At 75.3% G+C, this 20,959-nt stretch carries 18 protein-coding genes; 9 read left to right on the top strand and 9 right to left on the bottom strand.

All coding sequences use genetic code 11. The annotated features are described in order from the left end of the window. Positions 1 to 29 precede the first annotated feature (29 nt). Positions 30 to 1,172 carry a nuclear transport factor 2 family protein gene (locus ACIPXB_RS19245; RefSeq protein WP_401451226.1) on the bottom strand — a complete coding sequence of 381 codons (1,143 nt, stop codon included), beginning with the start codon at positions 1,170 to 1,172 and terminating at the stop codon, positions 30 to 32. A gap of 158 nt (positions 1,173 to 1,330) precedes the next feature. On the opposite strand from ACIPXB_RS19245, the gene ACIPXB_RS19240 reads away from it, so the two are divergent. Beyond that, complete coding sequence (locus ACIPXB_RS19240) at positions 1,331 to 2,038, top strand: NADPH-dependent F420 reductase (protein WP_401451223.1); 708 nt, start codon at positions 1,331 to 1,333, stop codon at positions 2,036 to 2,038. 66 nt (positions 2,039 to 2,104) lie between these two features. Here the strand turns inward: ACIPXB_RS19240 and ACIPXB_RS19235 are convergent, their stop codons facing one another. Beyond that, positions 2,105 to 6,691, bottom strand: a complete 4,587-nt coding sequence (locus tag ACIPXB_RS19235) for an ATP-dependent helicase (protein WP_401451221.1) — start codon at positions 6,689 to 6,691, stop codon at positions 2,105 to 2,107. Between the two features lie 80 nt (positions 6,692 to 6,771). Here ACIPXB_RS19235 and ACIPXB_RS19230 point away from each other — a divergent pair, with 80 nt between their 5' ends. Further along, entirely contained in the window at positions 6,772 to 7,800 is a 1,029-nt protein-coding gene (locus ACIPXB_RS19230; protein ID WP_401451218.1) for an AraC family transcriptional regulator, read from the top strand. A gap of 22 nt (positions 7,801 to 7,822) precedes the next feature. On the opposite strand, the gene ACIPXB_RS19225 is transcribed toward ACIPXB_RS19230, so the two are convergent. Beyond that, positions 7,823 to 10,813: a hypothetical protein gene (locus ACIPXB_RS19225; RefSeq protein WP_401451216.1), complete on the bottom strand. Its 2,991-nt coding sequence runs from the start codon at positions 10,811 to 10,813 to the stop codon at positions 7,823 to 7,825. Between the two features lie 297 nt (positions 10,814 to 11,110). Between ACIPXB_RS19225 and ACIPXB_RS19220 the strand changes: the two genes are divergently transcribed. Further along, the gene (locus ACIPXB_RS19220) at positions 11,111 to 11,758 is read left to right on the top strand and encodes an AzlC family ABC transporter permease (RefSeq protein ID WP_401451268.1); all 648 of its coding nucleotides are present in this window, start codon (positions 11,111 to 11,113) and stop codon (positions 11,756 to 11,758) included. Further along, positions 11,755 to 12,063 (top strand): AzlD domain-containing protein, encoded by a 309-nt coding sequence (locus ACIPXB_RS19215; protein WP_401451213.1) that lies wholly within the window; start codon positions 11,755 to 11,757, stop codon positions 12,061 to 12,063. Before ACIPXB_RS19220 ends, ACIPXB_RS19215 begins: the two co-directional genes overlap by 4 nt. Here the strand turns inward: ACIPXB_RS19215 and ACIPXB_RS19210 are convergent. Then, entirely contained in the window at positions 12,032 to 12,976 is a 945-nt protein-coding gene (locus ACIPXB_RS19210; RefSeq protein WP_401451210.1) for a hypothetical protein, read from the bottom strand. The two genes, ACIPXB_RS19215 and ACIPXB_RS19210, sit on opposite strands and share 32 nt — an antisense overlap. 81 nt (positions 12,977 to 13,057) lie before the next feature. Here ACIPXB_RS19210 and ACIPXB_RS19205 point away from each other — a divergent pair, with 81 nt between their 5' ends. Both ACIPXB_RS19205 and ACIPXB_RS19200 read left to right on the top strand, forming a co-directional pair. After that, the gene (locus ACIPXB_RS19205; protein WP_401451208.1) at positions 13,058 to 13,252 is read left to right on the top strand and encodes a DUF3046 domain-containing protein; all 195 of its coding nucleotides are present in this window, start codon (positions 13,058 to 13,060) and stop codon (positions 13,250 to 13,252) included. Positions 13,253 to 13,811: 559 nt separating this feature from the next. Beyond that, on the top strand, positions 13,812 to 14,912 hold the full coding sequence (locus ACIPXB_RS19200; RefSeq protein ID WP_401451265.1) for an AI-2E family transporter: 1,101 nt from the start codon (positions 13,812 to 13,814) through the stop codon (positions 14,910 to 14,912). Here the strand turns inward: ACIPXB_RS19200 and ACIPXB_RS19195 are convergent. Continuing rightward, positions 14,845 to 15,609 (bottom strand): Clp protease N-terminal domain-containing protein, encoded by a 765-nt coding sequence (locus tag ACIPXB_RS19195; protein WP_401451205.1) that lies wholly within the window; start codon positions 15,607 to 15,609, stop codon positions 14,845 to 14,847. The two genes, ACIPXB_RS19200 and ACIPXB_RS19195, sit on opposite strands and share 68 nt — an antisense overlap. Before the next feature lie 163 nt (positions 15,610 to 15,772). Here ACIPXB_RS19195 and ACIPXB_RS19190 point away from each other — a divergent pair, with 163 nt between their 5' ends. The 3 genes from ACIPXB_RS19190 (at position 15,773) to recX (ending at position 17,925) form a co-directional block, all read left to right on the top strand. Further along, positions 15,773 to 16,063 carry a hypothetical protein gene (locus ACIPXB_RS19190; RefSeq protein ID WP_401451202.1) on the top strand — a complete coding sequence of 97 codons (291 nt, stop codon included), beginning with the start codon at positions 15,773 to 15,775 and terminating at the stop codon, positions 16,061 to 16,063. 181 nt (positions 16,064 to 16,244) lie between these two features. Next, positions 16,245 to 17,357, top strand: a complete 1,113-nt coding sequence (recA, locus tag ACIPXB_RS19185) for a recombinase RecA (protein WP_401451199.1) — start codon at positions 16,245 to 16,247, stop codon at positions 17,355 to 17,357. A 4-nt stretch (positions 17,358 to 17,361) separates the two neighbouring features. Further along, complete coding sequence (recX, locus tag ACIPXB_RS19180) at positions 17,362 to 17,925, top strand: recombination regulator RecX (RefSeq protein ID WP_401451196.1); 564 nt, start codon at positions 17,362 to 17,364, stop codon at positions 17,923 to 17,925. A 142-nt stretch (positions 17,926 to 18,067) separates the two neighbouring features. Here recX and ACIPXB_RS19175 read toward each other — a convergent pair whose 3' ends face one another. From ACIPXB_RS19175 to ACIPXB_RS19160, 4 genes are all read right to left on the bottom strand, one after another. Further along, positions 18,068 to 18,472: a rhodanese-like domain-containing protein gene (locus ACIPXB_RS19175; protein ID WP_401451193.1), complete on the bottom strand. Its 405-nt coding sequence runs from the start codon at positions 18,470 to 18,472 to the stop codon at positions 18,068 to 18,070. Then, positions 18,469 to 19,011 carry a cysteine dioxygenase gene (locus tag ACIPXB_RS19170; RefSeq protein ID WP_401451190.1) on the bottom strand — a complete coding sequence of 181 codons (543 nt, stop codon included), beginning with the start codon at positions 19,009 to 19,011 and terminating at the stop codon, positions 18,469 to 18,471. The genes ACIPXB_RS19175 and ACIPXB_RS19170 overlap by 4 nt, the downstream gene beginning before the upstream one ends. 63 nt (positions 19,012 to 19,074) lie before the next feature. Continuing rightward, a complete protein-coding gene (locus ACIPXB_RS19165; protein ID WP_338116662.1) occupies positions 19,075 to 19,161 on the bottom strand; it encodes a putative leader peptide in 87 nt (28 codons plus the stop codon). Between the two features lie 40 nt (positions 19,162 to 19,201). Then, positions 19,202 to 20,920, bottom strand: a complete 1,719-nt coding sequence (locus ACIPXB_RS19160; protein ID WP_401451188.1) for an FAD-dependent monooxygenase — start codon at positions 20,918 to 20,920, stop codon at positions 19,202 to 19,204. Between the last annotated feature and the right edge of the window lie 39 nt (positions 20,921 to 20,959).

Genomic DNA, 20,959 nt, shown 5'->3' with positions numbered 1-20,959 from the left:
GGGACGGTACGACCGTATCTGACGGACCGTCAATCGGTGGGGAGTGGGTCCTCATGGACGTGCCAGCGCGTGACCCGCCCGGCGCGGACGGTGGCACTCCAGCGGGCGGGGCCGGCCAGGCGGGGATCGGAGCACTCGCTGCGGCCGGCGGCGACGACGACGTCGTGGTGGGCGGTGACGGTGGTGAGGACGTTGCGGTAGTCGGGGAAGGCGGCGAAGAAGCCGCGCCAGGCCTCCACGCAGGCCTCCTTGCCGGCGACGACGGTCCCGGCGGTGTCGACGAAGGTGTGGTCCTGCGACATCAGGGCGGCCAGGCCCGCCAGGTCGTGGGCGGTGATCCGGTCGTTGAAACGGAGCACGACGGCCCGGGGGTCCTCGCCCTCCGGACCGCTCTGGCAGCGCGGGCACCAGTACGTGGGGCGGTCGTCCTGCGGGGCCTCGCGGACGGGCGTGCGGCAGCGCAGGCAGGGGCGGCCGGCGCGGCCGTAGACGAAGAGGTCCTGGCCGGGGCGGCGCAGACCGGTGGTGTTGCGCGGGCGTTCCTCCGCGGTGGCGACGTTGGCCTTCAGGAGGCGGTGGGCGGCGCCCGGGATCCGGCTCAGCGTGCTGCCGGGCAGGTCGCCGACGGGGGTCCAGGGGGTGACGCCCGCCATGAAGCACAGCTCGGACTTGTACACGTTGCCGACGCCGGCCAGGTTCCGCTGGTCCAGCAGGGCCTCGCCGAGCGGGCGGGCGGGGTCGGCCAGCAGGTGGCGGGCGGCGAGCGCGGGATCCCAGTCGGGGCCGAGGAGGTCGGGGCCGAGGTGGCCGACGACCGCGGCCTCCTCGGCGGTGCGGATCAGCTCCAGGACCGGCAGACGGTAGCCCACGGCGGTGCGGTCGGCGGTCCCGAGCACGGCCCGGACCTGGTGCTCGGGGCCGCCCCGCCAGCGCTCGCCGGCGGCGTAGACGTGCCAGGCGCCGTCCATGCGCACGTGGCTGTGGAGGGTGAGGCCGCCGTCGAACCGGGCCAGGAGGTGCTTGCCGCGCGGGGTGACCTCCAGCACGGTCCGGCCGGCGAGGTCGGCGGTGGCGAACCGGGGCACGCGCAGCTCGCCCCGGGTCAGGACCTGACCGGCGAGCGCCGCGTGCAGGCGGTGCGCGGCGCGCCAGACGCTGTCTCCCTCGGGCATGGCTCCATTGTCCCCGGCCCGCCCGGGCCCCGCCGTCGGCCACCTCGGCGACGCGGCCGTCCCGGTTGGGGGCGGTGTCGGCGTGTGCGGCGCTCATTTGCGGGCGCGGGGGTCAGGCTCCGCACGAGCGGTGAACGCGCGAGGAGAAGGAGAGACGGATGAGGATCGCGGTACTGGGCACCGGCGGCGGAGGCCGCGCGCACGCCTCCAAACTGATGGAACTCGGGCACGACGTGTGCGTGGGCACCCGGGACTCGCAGGTCACCCTCGGGCGGACCGAGCCGGACTTCATGGGCATCGAGCCCTTCGGCCAGTGGCTCGCCGGCTACCCCGGCATCGACCTCATGAACTTCGCCGACGCCGCGGCGGGCGCCGAACTGGTCGTCAACGGCATCGACGGCGCGAACGCGGTACGGGTGCTCACCGGCATCGCCCGGCACCTGGACGGCAAGACGATCATGGATTACGCCGTCCCGTACATCTACAACCCCGAGCGGGCCCACCCCTGGCCCACGCCCTGGGGGGTCATGCCGGCCCTGGACCCGGTGGACTCCGACAGCCTCGGCGAACGGATCCAGCGCGCCCTGCCGCGCGCCAAGGTGGTCAAGGCCGGTGTCACCCAGGAACAGGAGACCGTCGTCGACCCCCGGGCCGTCGGCGGCGGACACCACACGCTGTTCATCGCCGGGGACCACGCGGACGCCAAGGAGCAGGTCACCGCACTGCTGCGGTCCTATGGCTGGGAGGACGTCCTCGACCTCGGCCCGATCGTCTCGGCCCGGGCCCTGGAGATGTACGCCCACCTGCACAGCGCGATCCAGTTCGCGCTGGGCGGCGGCCGCTTCGGCGTGAAGGTGGTGCGCTGAGCGCAGCGGCAGCGGCAGCCGCTGCCGCTGCCGCAGCCGCCGGTGCCGTGTCGCCGGTGCCCGCCGTCAGTTCCGCAGCCGCAGCCCCCGCGGGGTGGCGTGGAACCCGGCCGTCTCCAGGGCGAGACCCAGCGGAGACGTCAGTGCCGCGGTGGCGTTGATCCGCTCCACCGTGAGCGCGGGCAGGGCGCCCGCCCGGGAGGCCTCGGCCAGCGCGCCGGTGGCCGCCGTCAGCCGCGGATCGTCAGCCGGCGGCCAGGCCAGCAGGGTCTTGCCGCCGCGCTCCAGGTAGAGCACCAGCTCGCCGTCGACCAGCACCACCAGCGAGCCGGCCTTGCGCCCCGGCTTGTGGGTGGCCCCGGCCGGCGGCTCCGGCCACGGCAGGGCCGCGCCGTACGCGTTCGCCGGGTCGGCGGCCGCAAGCACCACCGCGGCCAGCGGCGGCGGGGTCCGCTCGGCGGCCCGCAGCCGGTCCACCGCCCCGTCCATCGCGAACTGGGCGGCGCCCAGCCCCTCGACCACATAGCCCCGGCGCGCCTGACCGCTGTCCTCGAAGGCCGACAGGATCCGGTAGACGGCGCTGAAGCCGCCTTCCACCCCCTCGGCCTGCACCGCACCCCGGGTGACCACGCCGTGCCGGTCCAGCAGCGTCCGCGCCAGCGCGTGCGCCCGGTGCGTGGGATCGGGCGCCGCGGCGGGCAGCAGCGACCAGCGGCCCGACACCGTCGGCGGGCCCGGCCGCGACACCGACGCGCTGAGCGTGCCGTACCGTCCGCGCGGCACCGTACGCCGCGCCCGGTGGGCCGTGGACCCCGCCGTACGCCCCGAGCCCAGCAGCGAACGCAAGGGGGCGAGGGTGTCGTTGGTCAGCCGGCCCGACCAGGCCAGGTCCCAGATCGCCTCGGACAGCTGCACGTCGGTGGCCTCCGGCCAGGCCGTCCGCACGCTCTGCGCGATCTGCCGGAAGAACAGGCCGTAGCCCCCCGACAGGCAGTCCAGGACCGCCTGGTGCAGGGGGCTCAGCTCCAGCGGATGCGCGGGCGGCAGCAACAGGGGCGCCGCGTCCGCCAGATAGAGCGAGACCCAGCCGTCCTTGCCGGGCAGCGCGCCCGCACCCGCCCACACGACTTCGCCCGTGGTCGTCAGCTCGTCCAGCAGGGCGGGGGAGTAGTCCGCCACCCGGGACGGCAGGACCAGCCGCTCCAGCGCGGAAGCCGGCACCGGCGCGCCCTGCAACTGCTCCACCGCCCGGGCCAGTCCGTCGATCCCGCGCAGCGCACCGCCCAGGTGCTGCCACTGCGGCAGGAACGTGGCCAGCGCGGCGGGCGGTACGGGCTCCAGCTCCTGGCGCAGCGCCGCCAGCGAGCGGCGGCGCAGCCGGCGCAGGACGGCCGCGTCGCACCACTCCTGACCGATGCCGGCCGGGTGGAACTCGCCCTGGACCAGCCGCCCGGCGGCCGCCAGCCGCTGCAGTGCCCCCTCGGTCACCGCCGTGCCCAGCCCGAAGCGGGCGGCGACGGCGGCCGAGGTGAACGGGCCGTGCGTGCGCGCGTACCGGGCCAGCAGGTCACCCAGGGGGTCCTTGACCGGCTCGGTGAAGGCCTCCGGGACGCCCACCGGCAGGGCGGTGCCCAGCGCGTCCCGCAGCCGGCCCGCGTCCTCGACGGCCGCCCAGTGGTCCTCGCCGGCGATCCGGACCCGGATGGCGCGCCGGGCGGCGGCCAGCTCCCGCGCCCAGGACTCCTCGGCGCCCCGCTCGGTCAGCTGGTCCTGTGTCAGCGGGCCCAGCAGCCGCAGCAGATCGGCCACGCTCTCGGCGTCCTTGGCCCGCCGGTCCTCCGTGAGCCACTGCAGCTCCCGCTCCAGCTCGGCCAGGACCTCCGCGTCCAGCAGTTCGCGCAGCTCGGCCTGGCCCAGCAGCTCGGCCAGCAGCCTGGAGTCCAGCGACAGCGCCGCCGCCCGCCGCTCCGCCAGCGGCGAGTCCCCCTCGTACAGGAACTGCGCCACGTACCCGAACAGCAGGGAGCGGGCGAACGGGGACGGCTCGGGCGTGGTGACCTCCACCAGCCGGACCCGGCGCGCCTCGATGTCGCCCATCAGCTCGGTCAGCCCCGGCACGTCGAAGACGTCCTGGAGGCACTCGCGCACCGCTTCCAGCACGATCGGGAACGACCCGAACTCGGAGGCCACCTGGAGCAGCTGGGCCGCGCGCTGGCGCTGCTGCCACAGCGGGGTGCGCCGGCCCGGATTGCGGCGCGGCAGCAGCAGGGCGCGCGCCGCGCACTCGCGGAACCGGGAGGCGAACAGGGCGGAGCCGCCCACCTGGTCGGTGACGATCCGGTCGACCTCGCCCTTGTCGAAGGCGACGTCGGCCGCGCCCAGCGGGGCCTGCTCGCCGTCGAACGCGAAGGCGGGCGCGGCGGGGTCGTGGTCCAGCAGGTCCAGGCCCATCAGATCCGCGTCCGGCAGCCGCAGCACGATCCCGTCGTCGGCGTGCATCACCTGGGCGTCCATCCCGTACCGCTCGGCGAGGCGGGCGCCGAGGGCCAGCGCCCACGGGGCGTGCACCTGGGCGCCGAAGGGCGAGTGCACCACCACCCGCCAGTCGCCCAGCTCGTCCCGGAACCGCTCCACTACGATGGTCCGGTCGTCCGGCACATGGCCGCAGGCCTCGCGCTGCTCCGCCAGGTACGCCAGCACGTTGTCGGCGGCCCACGCGTCGAGCCCGGCCGCCAGCAGCCGCAGCCGCGCGTCCTCCTGGCTCATCCGGCCGACCTCGCGCAGGAACGCGCCCACCGCGCGCCCCAGTTCCAGCGGACGGCCCAGCTGGTCGCCCTTCCAGAACGGCAGCCGGCCCGGCACCCCCGGCGCCGGCGAGACCAGCACCCGGTCGCGCGTGATGTCCTCGATCCGCCAGGACGTGGTCCCCAGGGTGAACACGTCGCCCACCCGGGACTCGTAGACCATCTCCTCGTCGAGCTCGCCGACCCGGCCGCCGCCCTTCTTCGGATCGGCGCCCGCGAGGAACACCCCGAACAGGCCGCGGTCGGGAATCGTGCCGCCCGAGGTGACCGCCAGCCGCTGGGCACCCGGCCGCCCCGTCACCGTGCCCGCGACCCGGTCCCACACCACGCGCGGGCGCAGCTCGGCGAACGCGTCGGAGGGATAGCGCCCCGCCAGCATGTCCAGCACCGCCGTGAACGCCGACTCCGGCAGCGCGGCGAACGGCGCGGCCCGCCGGACCAGGGCGAGCAGGTCGTCCAGCTGCCAGGTGTCCATGGCGGTCATCGCGACCAGCTGCTGCGCCAGCACGTCCAGCGGGTTCGACGGGATCCGCAGGCTCTCGATCGAGCCGCTGCGCATCCGCTCGGTGACCACCGCCGCCTGCACCAGGTCGCCCCGGTACTTGGGGAACACCACCCCGGTGGAGACCGCGCCGACCTGGTGCCCGGCCCGGCCCACCCGCTGCAGGCCCGAGGCCACCGACGGCGGCGACTCCACCTGCACCACGAGGTCCACCGCGCCCATGTCGATGCCCAGCTCCAGGCTGGAGGTGGCCACCACCGCCGGCAGCCGGCCCGCCTTCAGATCCTCCTCGACCAGCGCCCGCTGCTCCTTGGACACCGAGCCGTGGTGGGCCCGCGCCAGCAGGGGCGGCGCCCCCTGCGCCGCCCCCGACTGCGCCATGATCTCGGCGGGCGGCGCCCCCTGCGGCAGCGCCTCGCCCACCGCCCGCTCGTAGGCGATCTCGTTGAGCCGGTTGCACAGGCGCTCCGCGAGCCGCCGCGAGTTGGCGAACACGATCGTCGAGCGGTGCGCCTGCACCAGGTCCGCGATCCGCTCCTCCACATGCGGCCAGATCGACGGTTTGTCGCCGCCCTCGCGCTCCTCGGTGGCCGGCGAGCCCGCCAACTCGCCCATGTCCTGCACGGGGACGACCACGGACAGGTCGAACTGCTTGTCCGACGGCGGCTGGACGATCTCCACCCGGCCGCGCGGCGCGAGATAGCGGGCCACCTCCTCCACCGGCCGCACCGTCGCCGACAGCCCGATCCGGCGGGCCGGGCGCGGCAGCAGCTCGTCCAGCCGCTCCAGCGACAGCGCCAGGTGCGCGCCCCGCTTGGTGCCGGCCACCGCGTGCACCTCGTCCAGGATCACCGTCTCGACCCCCGCCAGCGCCTCCCGCGTGGCCGAGGTCAGCATCAGGAACAGCGACTCGGGGGTCGTGATGAGGATGTCCGGTGGCCGGGTGGCCAGCGCCCGCCGCTCCGCCGGCGGGGTGTCGCCGGAGCGGATCCCGACCCGGATCTCCGGCTCGGGCAGCCCCATCCGTACGGCCTCCTGCCGGATGCCGGTCAGCGGGCTGCGCAGATTGCGCTCCACGTCCACCGCGAGCGCCTTCAGCGGCGACACGTACAGCACCCGGCAGCGCTTGTGGGCCTCGGCCGGCGGCGGGGTGGACGCCAGCCGGTCCAGGGCGGCCAGGAACGCCGCGAGCGTCTTGCCGGAGCCGGTGGGCGCCACCACGAGCACGTCCGAGCCCGCGCCGATCGCCCGCCAGGCGCCCTCCTGGGCGGCGGTCGGCAGGGCGAAGGCCCCCGTGAACCAGGAGCGGGTCGCGGGTGAGAACGATTCGAGTGCGCCGGTGGCCATGCCCCCATCGTGCACCCCCCCACCGACAACGGTCCGGACCTGCGCGAACGTGCTCCCGCCGGAGGGCGCAGAATGGGGGGATGGGGAAACCCGAGCAGCCCGAGCAGCCCGAGAGGCTGGAGAGGCCCGTGAGGCCGGAGCGGGCCGAGAAGCCCGAGCGGGTCCTGCGGCCCGAGACGCCCGAGCGGGCCCTGCAGGCCGAGCGGACCGAGCAGGCCCAGCGGACCGAGCGGGCCGGCCGGGCCGAAGCGGCGGCCCGGCGGGCCGCGGAGCCCGACGGGGAGTGGGCCCGCCACTGGCGCTGCGACGGGCTGCCCGGCCTGGACCTGCTGCGCGCCCACTACGTACGGCACACCTTCCCCCGCCACGCCCACGACGGCTACGTCCTGGCGGCCGTGACCGGCGGCATCGAGGAGGTGGGGCTGCCCGGCGGCACCGACCTGGCCGGCCCCGGCAGCGTGGTCCTGATCAACCCGGAGGTCCCGCACACCGCCCGGGCCGGCGCCCCCGAGGGCTGGGCGTACGCCACCCTCTACCCCGACCGCGACCTGGTCGCCGAGGTCGCCGCCGACATCGCCACCGTCCGCGGCACCCCCGGCTTCGCGCTGACCACCGTCGCCGACCGCGAGGGCGCCCGCCTGATCGCCGAGGTCCACCGGGCCGCCGAGGCGGGCAACAACCTGGCGGCCGACAGCCTGCTGCGCATCGCCGTGGCCCGGATGCTGCGCCGCCACGGTGCCCCGCTGCCCGCGCGTACGGTCCCCGGGGCCGGCGCGGCCGCGGCCGAACGGGCCCGGGCGGTCCTGGAGGACCGGCTGGCCGACCCGCCGACCCTGGAACAGCTGGCCGCCTCGCTCGGCGCCAGCCCGTTCGCCCTGCTGCGGGCCTTCCGCGACCGCTACGGCATGCCGCCGCACACCTGGCTGACCGACGCCCGGGTCCGCCGGGCCCGCCGGCTGCTGGAGCGGGGCACCCCGCCCGCGCTGGCGGCCGTGGAGGTGGGATTCACCGACCAGCCGCACCTGAACCGGCACTTCACCCGGATCGTCGGCGTCCCCCCGGGGGCCTACCGGCGCGGACGCGTCGTCGCGGGCACCCCCTACCCGTGACGGGTCACCGGTCCTGACCCGGTCACCGGCCCCGTCCTGCCCGGTCCGCGCCCCGCTCCTCCGGCCCGAGCGCGGCGGCCGCCGCCCTGCCGAGGTGGTGGCCCAGGGCCCGGTACGCGTCGAACTGCGCGTGGTCGAACCACTGGTCGAACGTGCTCTGCCGCGGGAACAGCTTCTCCTTGAGCGCGTAGCTCAGCAGCTCGTACGGCATGTCCGGGGTCAAGGCCGCCTTCGCGACGACGATGGTCCCCCACCGGGTCGGCTCCCGCCCCTCGGCGAACACCACGGGCTCCGGGTACTCGATCACCCCGCGCACCACGCAGTTCGCGGAGAACCGGGTGTTCAGCGCGGCCAGCGGCCCGGTCGGCTCGACCTCCGGCGCGCTGCCCGGCACCAGCTTCAGCACCTCCTCCCGGTCGAAGCCGATGCGTACGCCGAGATCCTCGTACGCCAGGGTCACGGCCTGGGCGAGCGTGGCGGCCAGCGGCGGCGAGTCCCCCGAGGAGTCGAGGACGTACACCGTCTCGCAGCGCAGCCGCAGCAGCTCGACCAGGCCCAGGTTGTCGAAGTGGCCGCCGTCGGTGCACAGCAGCAGCGGGCTGGTGTCGGAGTAGCGGCCGGCCAGTTCCTGCAACTGGTAGCGCAGCCGGCGGAACCGCGGCACCCGCGGCAGGACCCAGTCCGGCCCGCGCTCGGCCACCTTCGCCAGGTACAGCGGATTGGGCACCCAGGTGCCCAGCCGCAGGTTGGACAGGGCGAACAGCCGCTGCACCGCCTTCTCCTGGGCCCCCATCGCGGAGGCGAACGCGGCGCCGGACACCGCCATGGCCGACTGCACCGTGAGGTCGCGCCGGACCAGCGGATGCGCCGTCGCCTCCAGGGCCGTCGTGCGCACCCACCCGGTGTCGGGGCCGCCGACGTAGTCGTGGGAGAACGTGAACGGCACGGCCGCGCGGCCCGGCGCCGTCCGGTTGCGTCCGGTCATCGCCGCCGACGCGGCGAACAGGACCTGCGGGAAGCCCGCCACCCGGGCGCCGTGGGTGGAGAGCGTGGTCGCCTCCGCGTAGTAGTCGTACGGCAGGGCGCCGGCCGATCCGTCCCGCATGACGGCGCGCCGCACGGCGAACGCGCCCGCCAGCCGCTGCCGGTAGAAGGGGTGCAGGCTGAACGTCGTCTGGTCGAGCAGCAGCGCCGCCACCAGCAGCACGGCCACGAGCGCGACGCGCACCGGGACGCTCCAGTCGCGGGAGTCCACCGCGGCCCAGGACATCAGCGCCAGCCCGAAGAACACCAGCAGGAGCAGCACCAGCCAGACGACGAGCCACTGGACCCAGTCCTTGCCGGTCTGCGTGGTGAGCAGGGTGGTGCCCCGCGAGAACCAGCTCGGACGCTCGCCGTCCGGCTGCACGGCCTTGACCCGGCTCTTCGTCGCGCTGAACAGACCGGCGAGGGCGGTGGCGGCGGCGGTCAGCGCGGCCAGGCCCGAGATCCCCCGGGAGCCCTGCGGGAAGATGTCCTGATGGTCCGCCAGCCAGGCGAAGAACCAGATCACGGCGGGCAGTACCACCCCGAAGAGCACGAGCGCGCCCGCTCCCACGAGGATCGCCCGCACCGTTGCGCGGACCCAGGCGGGCCGCGAGCGCCCGGTGAACGCCCGCGCGACGGAGGCCGCCACCGCCACCAGACCCGCCAGCCCCACCAGGAGGGCCAGCGGCCACGCCAGCTGCGGATGCAGCCACAGAGGCGGGAAGGCCCCGCTCGGCCCGGGCCGCAGACCGTCCAGCGCGGCCATGGGCACGGTCCGGTAGAACTGGCCGAGGTACCCGCCCGCCACCGTGAAGACCAGCGCGAGCAGCCCCAGCGAGATCAGGACGCCGCGCAGGACGACGCCGACGGCCTGCAGCATCTCGCGCGGGCCGTCCGCCAGGTACTTGGCGTGCCGGCGGATGTGGTCCTCCTCCGGGCTGCCGGGCGCGAACGCGTCGTGCGCGGTGGCCAGATCGGCCCGTACGGGCGGCTCGCCGGCCCACTCGGGCTGCCGCCCGGTGAGCGCGAGCTGGAACGCGCCGGCCGTGTAGCCGCCGCCCGATACGGACACCAGGTAGCGGGCGCGCGTCAGCACCCCCGCCGTGCGCAGCGCCTGGAGCGCGCCCAGCGTGACGGAGGCGGAGCGGATCCCGCCGCCCGAGACGCAGATCCCGGTCCCGGCCGCCTCCCGGCCCGGCAGCTCCAGCGCCCGGGTCCGCCAGCGGGCCGCGGCACTGTCCGGTGGCGGCTGCTGCGCTGCCTCGCCCGCCCAGTCGGGCAGCGGGGTCGTGGTGTGCGGGGCGGCGGCCGGGGCGATGACGTCCGGGTCGTCCCACGGCTGCGAGCCGTCGGCGAGCAGGGGCGCGTACTGGACCCTCGGCCGCCCCGCGTCCTTCGTGCCGTGCAGCGCGGCCCGGCCCAGGACCAGCCGGGCCAGCAGGGTCACGGTGATCCACAGCGCAGCGGCCGCCACCGGGCCGGCCAGGGACCACTTCAGCAGCGCGCACCAGGAGGCCCGCGCCAGATCGCCGTCCCCTGCCGGGCCGAGCCGCTCCAGGCCGCGGAGGAGGAACAGGTCCTCCAGGACGTCGGCCGCGGCGATCGCCGCCATGGCCCACAGCCCCCGTACGGCGAACCGGCGCGAGACCGTGCGGTACAGGAAGCAGCACCCGAAGCCGAACAGCGCGGCCCCGATCAGCGCGTACCCGGGGACGCACAGCCGCAGGTCGGCGCGCAGCCCGTCCCGGAACAGCTCCAGGCGGTCCGCGCCCGTGCGGCACCACAGGCTCTGCCCGAGGACGGCCTCGCAGGCCCGCTCCCAGCCGCCCGCCAGCTCCAGCGCCACCTCGCCGTCCAGGTTCCGGGGCCGGACCGCGGCGTACACCCCGAGGAGGACGGCGCCCACGGCCAGCCCGAGCCAGCACAGCCAGGGGGCCCAGCGGGGACAGGGGCGGATGATGGACGCCTGGTTGCGCGCACGGGGCATGTGCTCACGGTAGTCGGGCCGATGCGGTCCGTATGCGATGCGCGCCGCGCGCACCGCGGACCGCCCGCCGTCGCGGCCCGGTCGCGGCCCGGTCGCGGTCGCGTCGCGCAAGAACGTACAAGACCGTGCGCGGGGGACCCGCCTAGCGTCGCGGTCGTGACGAAGACGCAGCCGGAGACGCAACCGGGGCCGGAGAACCGGACCCGGACGCAGACGCGAGCCCCGAAACCGGCAGGGGTACGGGCGGAGGCACAGGCAGGCGCCGCGGCGGCGGCCGCCGGGGACCGGCGCACGGTCGTGCGCGACGCGCTCGGGGTCGGCGTGGCCGTCGGCCTGTCCGGGTTCGCCTTCGGGGTGACCGCCGCCGGGTCCGGGATCAGCGTGGTGCAGGCCTGCGTGCTCAGCCTGCTCGTCTTCACCGGTGCCTCGCAGTTCGCGCTCGTCGGCGCGCTTGCCGCCGGCGGCAACCCCTTCACGGCCGCCGCCGGAGCCTTCTTCCTCGGCACCCGCAACGCCTTCTACGGGCTGCGGCTGTCCCAGCTGCTCGCCCTGCCCCGCGCCGTACGCCCCTTCGCCGCGCACTGGGTGATCGACGAGACCGCCGCCGTGTCCCTGGCCCAGAAGGACCGCGGCTCCGCCCGCCTCGGCTTCGCCGTCACCGGACTGAGCCTGTACGTGCTGTGGAACCTCACCACCCTGCTCGGCGCGCTCGGCACCGAGGCCATCGGCGACCCGAACAAGTTCGGCCTGGACGCCGCCGGTCCCGCGGTCTTCCTCGCCCTCCTCGCGCCCATGCTGCGCACCGCCACCGAGCGGGCCGTGGCCGTCCTGGCGCTGGTGCTCGGCCTCGGATTCCTGCCGCTGCTGCCCGCCGGGGTGCCGGTGCTGGTCGCCGCCCTCGCCGCCCCCGCCGTTCTGTTCCTGAAGGGACGCCGCCGCTCATGAACGTCTGGATCGCCATCGGCGTCACCGTCGTCGGCTGCTACGCCGTCAAGCTGGCCGGCCTGCTCGTCCCGGCGGGCGTCCTGGAGCGCCCCGCGGTGCGGCAGCTGGCCGCCCTGCTGCCGGTGGCGCTGCTCGCCGCGCTCACCGCCCAGCAGACCTTCGCCACCGGCTCCGAGCTGGTCCTCGACGCCCGGGCCGCCGGGCTCGCGGCCGCCGGGCTCGCCCTGCTGCTGCGCGCCCCGTTCCTGGTCGTGGTCGCCGCCGCCGTCGTGGTCACCGCGGGCGTGCGGGCGCTGGGCGGCTGACGCCGGGCCGGCGGCCGTACGCCCGCAGCGTCAGCAGCGCCTCCAGGGTGGCGATCGGGCGCCGCTCCAGACAGCTGCCCGGCGCCCAGGCCCGCCGGCGCACCGGCCAGCCGCCGTCCTCCTGCTGGTCGGCGACGAGGAAGTCCAGCGAGCGGGTGATCTCCTCGTCCGTGAACCAGCCGCGCGCCAGCGACTCGGGCCGGCGCGCGTAGTCGTGCGCGAAGAGGTGCTCGCCCGGTGCGTAGCCGGGGGCCACCGGGTGCTCCGCCCGCCGGTCCGGGTCGAGCAGCACCAGGCCCCGCTCCCGCACCAGGCGTCCCAGCCGGTCCGCGGCGGCCGCCGCCCGGGACCGGTCCGGGGCGCCGTCCAGGAAGGCGACGGCGCCCTGGATCTCGTACGGATGGGTGTGGCGCAGCGTCTCCACCCGCTCCCAGCAGAAGTCGGTGGCCCGGAACAGCCACGCGTGCCACACCTGGTTGCGGTGCAGCAGTCCGACCACCGGGCCGGTGGTGAGCAGGGCGCCCGGCGGGTCGTCCGGGGCCGGGTGGTACGGCGCCGAGGGGTAGGCGCGCGGTGCCGGGAAGCACACCGGGAGCGCGCCGTCCACGGTGGAGACCCGGGTCAGGTGGCGGCACAGCCGCTCGATCCGCTGGCCCGCGCAGCGGCCCAGGCTGTCCAGCACCCGCAGCGCGTGGGCGGTGTGCAGGGGCTGGCTGAGCGGACCGCGCAGATCCGGGTCCAGGGCGTGGCCGTAGCCGCCGTCGTCGTTCAGGTACGGGCCCAGCGCCGCGTCGACCGGGTCGGGATCGCCGCCGAGGAAGTGGAACGCGAACCGCCGCTGCTCCAGCACCCGGGCCGTGAGCCAGATGAACTGCTCGGCGCGGGCCAGCATGGATGTCTCGTCTCCGGCCATGGCGAAACCGTAGGACCTCCGGCGGGCCGGGGAGGGGGTGAACGGGTCCGGTCCACTCCGACGGGGCGGGATACTGGGCGTATGCGGTTGACGATTTTCTGGGAGCGGATGGCGGAGCACTTCGGGGCCGGCTACGCCGACTCCTTCGCGCGGGACCACGTCATGGCCGAGCTCGGCGGGCGCACGGTGCTCCAGGCGCTCGACGCGGGATGGGAGACCAAGGACGTGTGGCGCGCGGTGTGTTCGGCGATGAACGTGCCCGACGCGCTGCGCTGAGGACGGGGCGGGGGAGCCGGGCGGGCATCGCCGGCAGGTCGTCCGCGGGCCGTGCGCGGGCCGTGCGCGGACCGTACGCCGGTCCTGTGGGCGCCGTCCGGGCGGCCGTACGGACAAGCCGTCGGCGGCGTAGGCGAGACTGGTGCGCGTGGCAGCCACCGATGAGACCGATCAGCCCGACCCGTCCCACCGGGCCCCCGGCACCCCGGACGCCGGCGGCGCGCCCGGCATGCCCGGGGCGCCCGGCGCGTCCGCGCCCGGCCGCCGGCCCGCTCCGGAGCCGCGCGGGAGGGAGCCGCGCGGCCCCGTACCCGGCGCCCGCCGCCCGGTGGCGCCCGGTCCCCGGGGGGCACGGGAGGACCAGCCGGAAGGGGGCGGCGTACGCACCGGGCCGCCGACGGAGACCGATGTGCCCACCGGCAGCGATACGTACACCGGCACGGACACGGACACGGCCACCGGCACCGACGCGGACGCGGACGCCGGGAGCGGACCGGAGCCCGCCGCGGGCGGGGCCGGCGGCCGCGCCACGGCCGGACCGGTGGACCCCGGCGCGCGGATGCCGCGCTGGCTGCCGCGGGCCGTGCTGCTGGTCCTGGCCCTCTACGCCTGCTTCCAGCTCGGCAGCTGGGCCTTCCACCAGCTGATCGGCCTGCTCGTCAACGTCCTCATCGCCTTCTTCCTGGCGCTGGCGATCGAGCCGGCCGTGGCCCGGATGGCGGCACGCGGCATGCGCCGCGGACTCGCCACCTTCCTGGTGTTCTTCGGGGTGTTCGTCGCGGCCGTCGGCTTCGTCGTGCTGCTCGGCTCGATGCTCGCCGCCCAGATCATCGACATGATCGCGGACTTCCCGGGCTACCTCGACGACGTCATCGACTCGATCAACTCCACGTTCCACACCGAGCTGTCCCGCCTCGCGATCCAGGACAGCCTGCTGCACTCCGACTGGCTGCAGAAGTACGTGCAGAACAGCGCCTCGGGCGTCCTGGACGTCTCCACCACCGTCCTCGGCGGGCTGTTCAAGCTGCTGACGATCGGGCTGTTCGCGTTCTACTTCGCCGCCGACGGGCCGCGGCTGCGCCGCGCGCTGTGTTCCGTCCTGCCGCCCGCCAAACAGGCCGAGGTGCTGCGGGCCTGGGAGATCGCGGTCGCCAAGACCGGCGGCTACCTCTACTCGCGCGGGCTGATGGCGCTGATCTCCGGCATCGCGCACTACATCCTGTTCGCGTTCCTGGACGTGGCCTACGCGCCCGCGCTCGCCGTGTGGGTGGGCCTGGTCTCCCAGTTCATCCCCACGATCGGCACCTACCTGGCGGGCGCGCTGCCCATGCTGATCGCGTTCACCGTGCATCCCTGGTACGCGCTGTACGTCCTCGGGTTCGTGGTGGTCTACCAGCAGTTCGAGAACTACGTGCTCCAGCCGAAGCTGACCGCGAAGACCGTGGACATCCACCCGGCGGTGGCCTTCGGATCGGTCATCGCGGGCACCGCCCTGCTGGGCGCGGTCGGGGCGCTCATCGCGATCCCCGCCGTGGCCACGCTCCAGGCCTTCCTGGGCGCGTACGTCAAGCGGTACGCGGTGGCGGACGAGGTTACGCCGGGCCGCCGGACGCCTCGTGTGCGCCGGCCGAGGGCGCCACGGCCGCCAGGACTTCGCTGACGGTCGCCTCGACACCGGCCTTGTCGACGCCGAGGCCGCTCAGCACGCCCTCGCCGTCCTCCAGTTCGAGGAGGGCGAGCAGGATGTGCTCGGTGCCGACGTAGTTGTGGCCAAGGCGCAGGGCCTCGCGGAAGGTGAGTTCCAGGGCCTTCTTGCCGCCGGCGTCGAAGGGGATGAGGTCCGGGACGCCGTCGGCCGCCGGCGGCAGGACGGCGGTGACGGCCGCGCGCAGGGCCTCCGGCCCGACGCCCTGCGCGTCCAGCGCGAGCGCGGCCAGGCACTTCGGGTCGGCCGGCAGGGCGAGGGCGAGGTGCTCCGGGCGGATCTCGGTGTTGCCGGCCGCGCGGGCCTCGTTCTGGGCGGTGACGACGATGTTGCGGGCGCGGGGGGTGAAGCGGGAGAAGCCCTGGCCGGGGTCGAGGTCGGCGTCGGCCTTGGGGACGAAGCGCTTCTGGGCGGCCTGGCGGGTGACGCCCATGCTGCGGCCGATGTCGGTCCAGGAGGCGCCCGAGCGGCGGGCCTGGTCGACGAAGTGGCCGATGAGGTGGTCGGCGATGTCCCCGAGGGACTCGGCGACGACGACGGCGCCGCTGAGCTGCTCCAGGGTGTCGGTGTGGACGTTTTTGATGGCCTCGATGAGGTCGTCGAGGCGTACCGGATTGGCCATGCGAACGGGTTCCACGGAAGGGTTCGTCATGGTGCAACCGTAGGTTGACACCCCAGGGGTGTCAACCTTGGGTTGTCAGTCCGGTCCGGTCCGGTCCGGGGGCGGGACCGGCGGGGTCGGCGGGACCGGCGGGACCGGCGGGCCTCTGGTGCGCCTGGACGGCCGGCGGCGCCCCGCTGGCTAGCCTGCGGCCATGGACGACAGGGACGCCGACCTCGCCGGGCTCGACCGGGAGGAGCTGGCCGCGGAGGTCCGGCGGCTGCGCGCGGGCATCCGCGCCCATCGCGACGCCTCCGGGCATGACCTGTGCTGGCACCACCCGGGGCTGTGGGGCCTGCTCCCCGAGCGGATCGAGCCGGACGTGGCCGTGCCGCCCTGGCCCCGATTCCTGCGGGGATGCGTCCGCTATCGCGAGTCCCTGGACACCCAGCTCCCGCACGCGCCCGTGGACGACCGCGCGTACGACCCGGACGCCCGAGCCTGAGTCGGAGCGGGCGCCGGTGCCGGCACCCGGGCCGGTGCCGGGTGGCGCGCTTGACACGGAATTCGAACATCCATTCTCATGGCTTGTCCACAGCCGAAACGGCCGCAGAGGCGCATTGTCAGTGGCAGGCGTTAGCGTCTTTGGCGTGAAGCGATCGACTCAAGCAAACCGGGTGGAACCCATGGCAGGCACCGACCGCGAGAAGGCGCTCGACGCCGCGCTCGCACAGATTGAACGACAATTCGGCAAGGGCGCCGTGATGCGCCTCGGCGACCGGCCGAACGAACCCATCGAGGTCATTCCCACCGGTTCGACCGCTCTGGACATCGCCCTCGGCGTCGGCGGTCTGCCGCGCGGCCGCGTGGTCGAGGTCTACGGGCCGGAGTCCTCCGGCAAGACGACCCTGACGCTGCACGCCGTGGCCAACGCGCAGAAGGCCGGCGGCACCGTCGCGTTCGTGGACGCCGAGCACGCGCTCGACCCCGAGTACGCCAAGGCCCTCGGCGTGGACACCGACAACCTCATCCTGTCCCAGCCGGACACCGGTGAGCAGGCCCTGGAGATCGTGGACATGCTCGTCCGCTCCGGCGCCCTCGACCTGATCGTCATCGACTCCGTCGCGGCGCTCGTCCCGCGCGCGGAGATCGAGGGCGAGATGGGCGACTCGCACGTGGGTCTGCAGGCCCGCCTGATGAGCCAGGCCCTGCGGAAGATCACCAGCGCGCTGAACCAGTCCAAGACCACCGCGATCTTCATCAACCAGCTCCGCGAGAAGATCGGTGTGATGTTCGGCTCGCCGGAGACCACGACCGGTGGCCGCGCGCTGAAGTTCTACGCCTCCGTGCGCCTGGACATCCGCCGTATCGAGACCCTGAAGGACGGCACCGACGCGGTCGGCAACCGCACTCGCGTCAAGGTCGTCAAGAACAAGGTCGCGCCCCCCTTCAAGCAGGCCGAGTTCGACATCCTCTACGGCCAGGGCATCAGCCGCGAGGGCGGCCTGATCGACATGGGCGTGGAGCACGGCTTCGTGCGCAAGGCCGGCGCCTGGTACACGTACGAGGGCGACCAGCTCGGCCAGGGCAAGGAGAACGCCCGCAACTTCCTGAAGGACAACCCCGACCTCGCCAACGAGATCGAGAAGAAGATCAAGGAGAAGCTGGGCGTGGGTGTCCGCAAGGCCCCCGACGCCGAGCCCGGCACGGACGCCGCGGCCGCACCCGCCGCGGACGCGACCGTGCCCGCCCCGGCCTCGAAGGCCAAGACCGCCAAGACCGCCACCGCCAAGAGCTGAACCGGTGGGGGAGTACGCCCGGGGAGAGGGCTCCGGTCCGTCGAGGGCCGGACAGGAGCCGCCTCCCCAGAGTCCCGAGGAGCAGGCGCGGGCGATCTGCCTGCGCCTGCTCACCGGGACACCGCGCACCCGGCGGCAGCTCGCGGACGCCCTGCACAAGCGGGGCATCCCCGAGGAGGTGGCACAGGAGGTCCTCTCCCGGTTCGAGGAGGTGGGCCTGATCGACGACGCCGCGTTCGCCGGCGCCTGGGTCGAGTCCCGGCACCACGGCCGGGGCCTTGCCCGCAGGGCGCTCGCCCGCGAGCTGCGCACCAAGGGGGTGCACGCGTCGCTGGTCGACGAGGCGCTGGAGCGGCTCGATTCCGAGCAGGAGGAGGAGACCGCCCGCGAGCTCGTGGCGCGCAGGCTCCGCGCGACCCGGGGGCTGGAGCGCGACAAGCGGATCCGGCGGCTCGCCGGGATGCTGGCCCGCAAGGGCTACCCGGAGGGCATGGCCCTGCGGGTGGTCCGGCGCGCGCTGGAGGAAGAGGGCGAGGACACCGAGGACCTGGGCTACGAGGCCTTCTGAGGCGAGGGCCACGCAGGCGGCGACGGCCGGGGAGCGGCCGCCGCCGCGAGCGGTACGTCACGCGACGGCCGGGGCGGCCGCCGACGTGCCGGGCGCGATACGCGACGGCCGGGGCCGCCGAGCCGCCGACGCACGCGGCCCGTTACGCGGGGACGACCGGGAGCCCGGCGGCCTTCCACGCCTGGAAGCCACCGACCAGGTCCGTGGCCCGGTGCAGACCCAGCTGGTGCAGGGAGACCGCCGCCAGGCTGGAGGCGTACCCCTCGTTGCAGACGAGCACCACCCGCAGGCCGTGCGAGGTCGCCTGCGCGGCCCGGTGGCTGCCCACCGGGTCCAGGCGCCACTCCAGCTCGTTGCGCTCGACCACCAGCGCGCCCGGGATCAGCCCGTCGCGCGTCCGCAGCGCCTGGTAGCGGATGTCCACCAGCAGGGCGCCGGCGCGCGCCGCCTCGTACGCGGCGCCGGGCTCGATCCGGTCGTAGGTCCGGCGGACCCGTTCCAGGAGTTCGTCGATGCCCACCGGGTCCACCCGGTCCGCCGCGCTCACTGCCAGTCCTCCGGACGCTCGACGTGCTCCAGGGTGAGGACCGGACCGCTGCGGCTGTAGCGGCGGATCAGCGGCAGCGGCGGGTAGTAGGCGTGGACCGAGACGGCGTGCTCGTCCGGGGACTCGTTGAGCACCTCGTGGACGTGGTGCTCGCCGAACGCCCGCCCCGTGCCCGGGCCCAGGCCCCGGGACCGGTCGTGGCCGGGGGCCAGGCGCAGGCTCTGCCAGCCCTCGGAGGGCAGCCGGACCGCGAGCGAGTGCTCGGTCAGCCGGCCCCGGGCGGTGGCGAACGCCCCGCGCGACTCGGCGTGGTCGTGCCAGCCGGTGCCGGTGCCCGGCGGCCAGCCGATCAGCCAGGCCTCGCTGCCGCCGGGACCCTCGAGCCGGATCCAGGTCCGGCCCTCGGGGTCGAGCGGGAGCGAGCCGACCAGCTCGGTGTCGGCGGCGGTGCGCAGGGCGAAGGCGAGGAGTTCGGCGGCGGCGGGGCCACCGCTGGGGTGCGGGCGTGCCGGGGCGGCGGCCTGCGGGAATGCGGACATGGGGTGTGACCGTCCTGTGGGTTCGCGAAGGAGCGCGCCGACGGGCGCGCGGGGAAGGGCGAATCAGCAGGAAGGGCGACAGACGCAGCCCGCGTAGCGGAGGAGGTCCATGTGGACCCTCCGCCACAGGCGAACGTCGGTGCCGGTCATGTCCGCGAGTGAACCATGAGTGCCCTTGAGGGTCAATCGATCACTGCTGGGGCGTGGCGGACGCCTCGGCCGCCGGCGCCGGAACCACTGCCGCCGTCGGAGCCGTGGCCGGTGCCGGAGCCGCGCTCGATGCCGGAGCCGCCGACAGTGCCCTGGCCGTGCCCGCCGCACCCGCCGTGCGCCCGGCGGCCCGGAGCCGGCCCTGTTCCGCCTCCTCCGGCGCGCCCGCCCGGACCGCGTCCGCCGCCTCGTACAGCTCGGCCGGCCGCACCCCGGCGAAGGTCGCCGCCAGGTGCCCGTCGGGCCGCACCAGCAGCACGGTGTGCGCCGGAGCCCCCGGGTAGACGTCGGCCACCAGCAGTTCCGCGCGCATCGGCAGCGCGCTCACCGCGGCCGCCAGCCGCGGCATCAGCCCGGCCTTGACCCAGTGCCGCCGGTCCCACACCCCGGTGCCCGGGGCCACCAGCACCACCAGCAGCCGGCCCCGGCCCAGCAGGTCGCGCAGCGGCACGGTCGCGCCGTCGGGCGCGGTCACCGGTACGTTCTCCACCGGACCGCCCGGTTCCGTGGCGGTCGGCACCTCCCGTACGGCCACCGGAGGGGCGTACACCGGGGGCGCGCCCAGCGGGCCGCGCCCCACGTGGCCGTCGGTCAGCAGCTGTTCGGTCGAGCGGGCCGAACCCAGCAGGGTGCGCAGCCCGCCCCCGCCGCGCAGCACGGCCATCGCCTGGTCGGCGGCGCGCAGCCGGGCGGCGACCGCGGTGCGCCGCTCGGCCTCGTAACTGTCCAGCAGTTCCTCGGAGGCCCCGTGGTGCCAGGCCTGGGCCAGCTTCCACGCCAGGTTCTCGACGTCCCGCAGCCCCTCCTCGACGCCCTGGGTGCCCAGCGCGCCCAGCAGGTGGGCCGCGTCCCCGGCGAGGAAGACCCGCCGGTCGCGCCAGCGCCGGGCGAGCCGGTGGTGCAGGGTGTACACCCCGGTGTCGATCAGGTCGTAGCGGGGCGTGGTGCCGCCGCACCAGCCGCCCAGGGCGTCGCGTACGAGCGTCACCAGCGCGTCCGGGGTCACCAGTTCGCCGCGCGGTTCCAGCAGCCAGTCCAGCCGCCAGACCCCGTCGGCCAGCGGCCGCGCGGTCACCTCCTGCGGGCCGGCCGACTTGTGCGCCGGCGGGCTGCGGTGCAGCAGGGCCTCGCCGGGCCAGGGCAGTTCGGTGCGCAGCGCGGCGACCGCGTGCCGCTCGACGGCGGTCCGGCCGGGGAAGCGGATCCCCAGCAGCTTGCGGACGGTGGAGCGGGCACCGTCGCAGCCGACCAGGTGGCTCCCGCGCCACCAGGTGGCCTTCGCACCTTCGGTGCGGGCGGTGACGCCGTGGCCCTCCTGTTCCACGGAGTCGAGCCTGCTGTCGGTGACCAGCTGGACCATGGGGTGCGCGGCCGCGGTGTCGCGCAGCGCCCGGGCGAGGGCGTGCTGCGGCACGTGCAGGGGGGCCGGCAGGTCCTCGAAGGTGATCCGCCGGGTCTCCTGGCGGCGGCGCATCGTGCGCCAGGCGGCGTAGTACGCGCCCTCGTCGCGCAGGGTCCGGCAGCCCAGCCGGTGGACCATGCCGGCGGTGTCCGCGTGCAGGACGACCGTACGGGCGGGACGCGGCTCGTCCTTGCCCGGGCCCTCGTCGAGGACGACGCAGGGCACTGCCTGGCCGGCCAGGGCGAGCGCCAGTGACAGCCCGACGGGCCCCGCACCCACGACGATCACCGGGTCCATGCGGCGGCTCCCGATGTCCGGTATGTGATCACAGAACGT

The sequence above is a fragment of the Streptomyces sp. NPDC090022 genome, from assembly GCF_044748145.1.
Classification (GTDB): Bacteria; Actinomycetota; Actinomycetes; order Streptomycetales; family Streptomycetaceae; genus Streptomyces.
Note: the sequence above shows the minus strand (reverse complement) of the source record. Positions and strands in the feature narration are given on the sequence as shown.